Source organism: Nocardia cyriacigeorgica NBRC 100375, assembly GCF_000308555.1.
GTDB classification, from domain to species: Bacteria; Actinomycetota; Actinomycetes; order Mycobacteriales; family Mycobacteriaceae; genus Nocardia; species Nocardia cyriacigeorgica.
In genome coordinates this window covers 1-8314 of sequence record NZ_BAFY01000142.1, presented here as the reverse complement: position 1 = coordinate 8314, position 8314 = coordinate 1, and the positions used below count along the sequence as shown (strand labels likewise).

Sequence of the window (8314 nt, the reverse complement as noted above, 5' to 3'; positions counted from 1 at the left end):
GTGAACAATCCGATCGCGTTCGGATGGATCGACCACGACGTGAGCACCGCCCCCGACTGGGATGCGGCGCAGATTCAACGCCTGGCTCGGAAGCTCGGGTATCGGGTGGTCTGGCCGCATCGGTTCTCGGTGCTTCCCGTGGCCGACCAGGTACGCAATGCGCAAGCGGAGGTGGTGATCTTGCCCGCACCAGAGCATCTCAGCCCGCTGGAACTGAACAGCGTGATGGAGATTGCCGACGTTGAAGTGGTGCTACCGCGCCTGTCGTTCGCGAGGTGGGCGACGGTCGGGTCCGGGCGGTGAGCTGGTGGGAGATTGGCGGGTTCGCGGTCGCGATCGGATTGCCGCTGCTCGTGCTGGCGTTGGCGATCTGGTGGCCGGATGGGGAATGAGGGGGCGAGTTCCGGCCGGATGTGGTGGCCCTGCCGGGTGTCCGCGCGACGGTGGTCCGGCGATTCACGCGACGGGTTCCAACGGCAACCCTCCATGGATCGAATGGGGCAACCGGCACCGGTTGGGGGAGTGGAGGGCGGTGGTGAGGTCGGTGCCGTCGTGTTCGGCGAGGAGGTCGCCGGCGTCCCAGACGAGGAGGGTGGCGCTGACGGTGTTCTCGGCGGTGGAGTGGGCGAGGTCGTAGTGGGCGCAGGCGGGGACGTGGGGGTAGGTGATCCACAGGTCGTAGCCGGTCATGAACAGGTCGAGGTCGAATTGGACGCTGAGGCCGAGTAGTTCGCTGCGGCCGTTGTCGTCGACGCCGGCGAATGCTTCGTCGAGGGCGAGCAGGCGCGGGGCCTGCGGGTCGGCGGAGTCGAGCATGACGTGGGCGGCGGCGAACAGCGGCAGGTGCAGGGAGACCGATTGTTCGCCGCCGGACAGGGCGCTGTGGCGGGCGACGGTGAGGCGGTCTTCGGTGCCGTCGGCGGAGATCAGGGTGAACGAGAACACCCGCCAGGTGCGGTAATCCAGGGTGGCGGCGAGGATCTCGGGATAGGAGCGTTCCGGGTGGGCGGCGCGGGCGGCCCGGATCTCGGACGCGAAATGGGCTCGGATCGCGGCCAGATCGTCGGCGCTCAGCGCGGAGGTGTCGCGGTCGAGCAGTTTGCACATCGCGCGTGCGGCGTCGGACAAACCGTCCGCGAGCAGCCAGTGCACGCCAATGGTGTTGCCGGAGGACATGCGTCGCTGCTTCATCTCCGCGCTCATCCGGCTGATGAGTTCGCGGGCGTCGCTGGTGCGTTCGTGGATCTGCTGGGCCAGGCCGGTGAGCAGGGCGTCTTCGAGGATGCGGCGTTCGGCGTCGGTGAGCAGGAGTTCCTGATCGCGGCGGGCGGCGTCGACGCGGGTCGCGAAGTCGGCGAGCGGGGCGACGCCGTGTTCGTCGTGTACCCGCACCACGGTCAGCCCGTCGGCGGCGTCCCAGTGCACGCGGTAGTCGCGGCCGGAGGCGGCCAAGGCGGCGTCGAATTCCTGGAGCGCCGTGGTTACCGCGCTGCGGGTGGATTTGCGGCCCGCTTCGGTCGCGCGCACCGACTCGGTCGCGGTACGCAGTTCGGCGAACAGTTCGGCGACCTCGTCGGGTAGCACCGAAGGCTCCGATTCCGGTCCTGCCGAAGCGATCCGGTACAGCAGCTGATCCGGCGTCGACCACGCCGCTTCACTGCTGGGCCACCGGCATTCGGTGTTCGCGCCGAGCAACGCCAGCAGATCGGGCTGGGCGTAGGGCGCCAGCGCGCGCACATCGGCGAGCACCTCGGTGAGCGCGGTGCCCAGCGATTCGTGGGCGGTCCGGTATGCGGCCTCCGCATCGCCGACGGCTTCGATTGCCGCGTTGGCGGCCTTGCGCGCGGCCTTCTGCTCGGCCCGGGCCGCCTCGATGCGTTCGCGGGCCTGTTCGAGATCGCGGTCGATATCGGCGGCGCTCGCGCCGAGTGATTCGCGCAGGGTCTCGAGTTTGCGTGACTGTTCCTCGAACCCGGCCTGCGCGGCCTCGGCCTCCTCGGCGAACGCCTCGGCCAGATCGCGTGCCTCGCCGTGCCGGTCGGCCGCCTCGCGCTCGCGTTCGCGGTCGCGCTCGTATTCTGCGCGCAGCCGCAGCAAACCCGTGCCGGTGTTCTCGAAATGCCGGATCGCGGCGGCGAGGGCGTCGAGTTCGCGGGCCTCACGCGGAGTGCGGTGCGCGACGGCCGCGGTGCGCAACGCCTTCTCCGCCGCAGCCGCCTGTCCCACTGCGTGGTCGAGATCGGCCTCGGCCTGGGTGGCGGCCTCGGACTTGGAGCGCAGCATGCCGGCACATTCGGACACGGCCCGCAACGCAGCGGTGACACCGGTCGGCCGGGGCAAAGCCTTGGCGGCGGCGCTGATTCGGGCCAGCCGCGCGCTCACCTCGGTCTCTTCGTCGGCGGCAGCGCGCTGAGCGGCGGTGGCGGCCTCGATGGCCTGATCGAGTTCGGTAATACGCAATTCACGCCTGCGGGCGCGGGCGGTGCTCCCGATGAACTCGGCATGCGGTTTGCGGTACCGGCCCAGCTGGATACCGCTGCGGAAGTGCCCGGAGGCCGAAACGGTGACCTGGTCGGCAGCAACCGGGCGGGAGCCAGCAGGCCCGTACTCGCCCGAGTTCGTCCGGGCGCCGGCGTCCAGAGCGATGGACACCAGCACATCGGCGACCTCCGCGCGCGGGACCTCGAGCGCGTCGGAGTCGTCCTCCACGACGAGCACATCGGCGAGGGTGCGGCCGGTCGGACGCTCATGTTCCGGCAGCGGGACCAGGTACACCTCGGAATCGAACTCGACCGGCCGGTCGGTGCCGGCGCACACCCAGGCATCCAGCAGACCGGCTGCGGCCAGCGCCGATTCGATACCGGCTGCCTCCTCGGCAGGCACGTTGTCGGCGAAACGGACCAGCTGCCACAGCGGTGCGCCCGGGCGTCCGTCGCGGGAGTCGGTGCGCGTGGGTGAGGGCGGGGGAGCGTCGTCACGCTGGGCGGCAACCCGATCACGTTCGGCGGTGAGCTCGCGCACCTGCTCGGCTGCGGCACCCGCGCGGGTCTTGGCTTCCTGACGGCGGGTGCGCAGCTCGTCGAGTAGCGGTTCGGCATGCTCGGCCAGGATTTCCGAGAGTCCCGCGATCTCGTCGGCGCCGGTCCGGGCGAGCGCGGTCTCCAGCGCGTCGACGATGTCGTTGCCGTCGGCGGCGTACACCTCGCGGTGCGCCGACCACCACTCCCGCAGCGCGGCACTCGCTTCGGTGCGAGCGACGGCCACCGTGGCTTCGGCGCGGGCGATCTCGGCGGCGGCCTCGTCGCGGGCGGTGCGCGCCCGGTCGGCGAGGCGTTCGGCCCTGGTCCGCTCGGCGGTCGCGGTGTCGAGCAGCCCGAGGGCCTGGCGGACGGCGCGCACGTCGGCGTCGCGTTCCTCTGCGTGCCCGCGCACGGCGGCGGTCAGCTGTTCGGCCCGCGACCCGTCCGGCAGCGGTGACCACGCGATGCCGGCTTCCTCGGCGGCGGACCGCAATTCGTCTTCACCCCGGGCGAGGGCGGCGGCGGTGGTGGCGACGGCTGCGGCAGCGCGTTCGGCCTCCTGCGCGCGCTGGTCGAGCGTCTGCGCGGCCTTGACCGCCTTGTCGCGATGTGCGCCGGCGGACACTTCCAGCCGGCGCACGGCGTCGGCGAGATCGTCGAGCTGCTGTTTGCCCTCGTAGGCGCTCGACCGTTGCAGCGTCTCCCGATCGGCGATCGCCTGCTCATAGGCGCGGTCGGCGTCCTCGGCGCGCGCTTCGGCGGCGGTGCGCTCGCCCTCACGGCGCTCACGCAACGCCGTCGCCGCGAACAGCGCGGTCGAGGCATGGGTGACCGCGTCCAACCGGGTGACGACCTGATCGACGTCGGTCTTGGCCTGCACCGCAAGGTACTTCCGGTAGACGGCGACGAAGTCCCTGGTCGCGGTGTCGGCGTGGACCAGACCCGCCAGCGTGCGACCGACCTCCTCCATATCGCTGAACGAGCGGGCCGCGTCCATGATCAGCTGCTCGTCCAGCGGCCGCAGACCATCGGTCAGCGCCTGCGACAGGCCGCGCGGATCGAGGTTCTTGGCCAGCTGTGGGCGACGCAGCGTGAGGATCAGGTTGATGAGCTGGTCGTAGCGTTGCTGCCCGAGGCCGAACATGCGCGCGTCGATCGCGGCCCGGTACTCCACCGGACGGTCCACGATGGCATCCGAACCGATCTGCTCGGCCAGCTGTTTACGGGTGAACGGCCGGTCATCGGGGCCGAGCAGCGAGAAGTCCACGCCCACCCGGCCGTCGGCGACGAAGTACCAGCGCGTCACCTTGTCCGAGGACCGCGTGGCGCGCATGCCGATACCGACGGTGACCACCTCGGGGTCGTCCCAGTCGCCACGCGCGAACTCCATCCACACGTAGGAGTAGGCCGATTCCTGCTTGCGGTAGAGCAGATTCGACTTCATGGTCCGCTCTTCACCGGCGAACGGGTTGAGCCTGCGCGGTTCGATCCGCCCGTCGAGAACGAACGGGAACAGCACCTCGAGCGCCTTGGTCTTACCGGAACCATTGGGCCCGCGCAGCACCAACCGGCCGTCGGCGAAGCAGAACTCCTGATCGCGGTAGTCCCACAGGTTCACGATCCCCGCGCGGGTGGGCACGAATCGCACCCCGCCGTGAATGAGCGTCATCTACTCGGCTCCTTCCGTACCGGCCGTGTCCAGCACGGGTTCTGGGTGAGGTCGGTCCTCGGCGCTGTGCACCGCCGCGGCTGCGGCGCCCGGGATGGCACTGTCCACGGCCGCTTCCCCGTTGTCGTTCGATTCGGCGGTGCCCGGGGACGGGAACGTCTCCGCCGCGGTGACGAACAGCTCGGCAGATTTCTTCGCCCGTACGGTGACGACTGCTCCTCGGTACCGCGCCAACGCGGGCAGCACCAGCACCCCGCCAGGCACGCGGACGATCAACCGCAGTCGTTCGAGCAAGGCGGTGACCTCGCTGGTCAACCCTGGCACGTCGGCCTGCCATTGAGCGGCGAACGTGGCGCCGTAACGATCGGTGAGCGCGCGGACGGTCTCATCGATCCAGGCGGTCTCGACGAACGGGTATTCCGGTTCCGGCACGGGCTCGGTGGGTGGCTCGTCGGATTCGGTGGGCGCGGTGTCGAATTCACTCAACGGCTCGAAGACCGATTCCTGCGGGATCGCCGCGTCGAGATCGGCCGCGAGCGAGGACGCGGGCTCGGTGCTCCCGGTGCGCCGCGCGATCGGATCATCGATATCGAGGACGCGATCGGCGATCTCACCGGCGAGCAGCAAGCCGACCTGGGCGAGGGTGCCGGTGCCGGGGAACCGGACGTCAGACAATCGCCCGGACGTATCGATCAAAGCCACACCCTCGGCGCGGCGTTCGGCCCGCAGACCCGTGAACAGCTCGACCTCGGCGATGATCCGATCCTGGGTCAGCAGTGGCACTTCGTCGGGCTCGAGGTCGGCGGCGTACACCACCGGCCGCTCGACCAATGCCCGCCGCACCAGTCGCGCCGCTTCGGCATGGCGAGTCGAGGCCGGGCCGGTCCCGGCGGGTTCGCCGAGCAGCCCGTGGACGCTGTGCAGGTGCTGCAAGGCGCGCGGCGGTCGGAACAGCGCGAACACCACCGCGCGATCGATGTCGTAGAGCGCCTCGCCTGCGGCCGGGTCCGAGGCCCAGCCGCTCGCGTCACCGTCGGCCAGGGTCAACGCACCGCGGGTGGCCAGCCAGCCCACCGCATCGACGAAGGCGTCGCGGTCGGCGGCGCGCTCGGTCGCCAGCTCCAGGCCGTCGATCTGGGCGGTGTACACCGCGACCTGATCCGCGAGTTCGGACAGGGTGATCTGATCGCCGGCTCGGCCCAGGGCGGCCAGCGCCAGCGCCAGGTACGCGTAGCGGCGCCGATCGAACACCCGGTCGGCGGGAGTGCGGGCGGGCCTGCTCGCATCGAGCCGATCCAGCACCGGGAACACTCGCGCGGTGGTCTCGGTGACTTCGAGCCGGTACCCGAACAACTCCGCCAGATCCTCGCGCAGCTCAGTGGCCCAGCGCCGCACCAGCGGCAGCGCGATGCGATCCGGATAGGTGCGGGTCACCAGGTGATTGGCCAGTACGACGCGCGCGGCACGTTGATAGTTGTCCAGCGCCAGAGCGTCGATGCGCCGGTGTGCGGTCATGCTCGATCCCCCTCGGTGCCCGTCGCGACCTCACGGGCCGCAGCGCGCGTGGTCTGGCGTACCTCGAGCTTGCGATTGTTCAGATGCAGCATCCCGGCGGCGGTGCGCACCACCGTGGAACCGCTGTGCGCGGAGACGGTGAGCGTGACGCCGCTGTCGGACCCGGTGGTCCCGCCGACGCGCCCGCTCACCGGCACCCATGCCGTCGAGGCGGCGTCGAGCAGCCGTAACAGCACCTCGGTCTCGCGCTCGTCGAGCACCCGCTCGTGCACATCGGCGCCGGCCAGCGACCGCGCGGCCGCGGCCCGCTCGCGTTGGGCCGCCAACTGGGCTTCGCGCAACCGGCGAATCCCCGCGTCATTGCGGTGGATCCGAGCGGGCGCGCCGGCCGAGGGCGGTCGCCCGGTCTCGGCCAGCGTCCGCGAGATCTCCAAGGGTGGTGCTTCCCACCAGGATCGGATCGCCGGCACGATATCGGCGTCCGGATGTTCGGTGGCCAGATGACGCGGACGCCCCAGTCCGAACACCGCGTCGAAGAGGGCGTGGGCAGCCTCCGCGGTAGGCGCTGCGGTGAACCAGGCCGCGAGATGCCGCAGCGCCGACTCCCTGCTCACCCCGCCCTTGCGGGTCTCGGTGACCCGCCGCAGCAGCGACAACACCGCCGCGATCGCGCTCATGGTGGCTTCCCGCAGCCGCTCGGCTTCGGTGCTCGCGCCTGCGACGTCGTCCGCCGGAACGAACCAGGTGCGCAACCCTTCCCAGCGCGACCGCCAATCCGCCTGCCGCCGTGCCGGGCTCAGCAATACCCGTTCATCGCAGCGCGCGGCGCGTTCGATCAGCTCGTCGAGCCCGGTGGCCTCCACCGCGAGGATTGCCGCGGCCAGCCGAGGTGCGAATCGGGCCAGGTCGAGCCCGAATTCGCGCATATGCGCGAGCAGGGCGTCCTTGTGGGCGAGGAAGGCTTCGGGCGTGATCTCGGTGGTGCGGACCAGGTCACCGAGCGACAGATAGAACTGCGCCGCGTGCCCGGCCATATCGGTCAGGGCGATATCGAGCCTGCGCAGCGTGCGATAGACGCGTTCGGCATCGGCGCCCCGATTGGCCTCGGCCAGGGCTTCGAGGTCGGCCAGCAGTTCCGGCAGCACCAGCCGCGGCAGCGCCACATCATCCAGCCGGGCTTCCAGTACACCAGCGACCGCCCGGTAGGCCTGGAACCCGGCCTGGGCGAACTGGTACACGAAGTGCCGGTTGCGGTATTCGGCCAGGGTCGCCGCCCGGGATCCGTCATAGCTGCGTTCGAGCACGCCCCAGCGGTGCAGCTGGTCGAGCAGCGGGCCGATCTCGGCCGCGGTCAGCCGGGTCAGTTCGGTGGCGGCCTCGCCGCCCGGCTTCTCCGCGGCAGCGATCCAGCCGGCGACGTCGTCGGCGTGCAGCAACACCACATAGGCCGCGCGCGCCCGATCGAAAGCGTCCAGGACCCGCAGGTAGTCGGCGCGCTTCTCGGCGGTGGCGAAGGAGAACAGCCGAAGACGCTCGTCCCGGTACACGGGTTCGGTGCTCGGGGAGCCGTCGACGGAATCGGTCACCGGGAACAGGGTAATAGCGGGGCGATCGCTACCGGCGCGAAGAACCCCCGTTCGGCGTGGCCGCGTCCGGTATGCCGGTGTTCGCTCCGGGTATCGGCTGGTTCGGGTGAGCGCTGCTGGGACGTTCAGTCGGGTGCGAGCGCGCGCAGCTGATCGAGGTAGGCCCGGGTGCGCGGGTCACCGGGGAAGCGCTCGATGATCTCGCGGGCCACCTCGCCGGCGATCCACATCAGCGACGGCAGTGACCGCCGCTTGCCGGAGAACGCCTGCATGCCCTCGTCGAGAGCACGTTCGAGATCGCGTTGCCGCACCGCCACCACGGCCAGGGTCAGATGAGCCTCCGACACCCGCATCGGATTGCGCAGCGAACCGTCGGCGCGCGTGGCGTCGGCGATCACCTGCCTGGCGTAGGTCTCGGCCAGCTTGTCGTCGCCGGCGACCCGGCAGCAATCCATCGCGTAGAAATCGAATTTCTGCGGATCGACCACGAAATGATTGTCGATATCGGTGGGGTGATCGAGCCG

The 8314-nt window shown here is 70.5% G+C and carries 4 protein-coding genes and 1 pseudogene; 1 reads left to right on the top strand and 4 read right to left on the bottom strand.

The genetic code is table 11. The features are described from left to right. On the top strand, window positions 1-303 hold a 303-nt coding region (locus tag RJ05_RS31405; RefSeq protein ID WP_036537613.1), incomplete at its 5' end, for a hypothetical protein. A gap of 153 nt (window positions 304-456) precedes the next feature. Here RJ05_RS31405 and RJ05_RS14035 read toward each other — a convergent pair. The 4 genes and pseudogenes from RJ05_RS14035 to RJ05_RS31400 all read right to left on the bottom strand — a co-directional run. After that, window positions 457-4689, bottom strand: a complete 4233-nt coding sequence (locus RJ05_RS14035) for a TIGR02680 family protein (RefSeq protein ID WP_036537611.1) — start codon at window positions 4687-4689, stop codon at window positions 457-459. Beyond that, window positions 4690-6204, bottom strand: a complete 1515-nt coding sequence (locus RJ05_RS14030; RefSeq protein ID WP_036537609.1) for a TIGR02678 family protein — start codon at window positions 6202-6204, stop codon at window positions 4690-4692. It lies immediately after the preceding gene. Further along, window positions 6201-7790, bottom strand: coding sequence for a TIGR02677 family protein (locus RJ05_RS14025; protein ID WP_051016561.1), 1590 nt, complete (start codon window positions 7788-7790; stop codon window positions 6201-6203). Before RJ05_RS14025 ends, RJ05_RS14030 begins: the two co-directional genes overlap by 4 nt. 125 nt (window positions 7791-7915) lie before the next feature. Continuing rightward, window positions 7916-8314: pseudogene (locus RJ05_RS31400) on the bottom strand (XRE family transcriptional regulator); the annotation flags it as partial.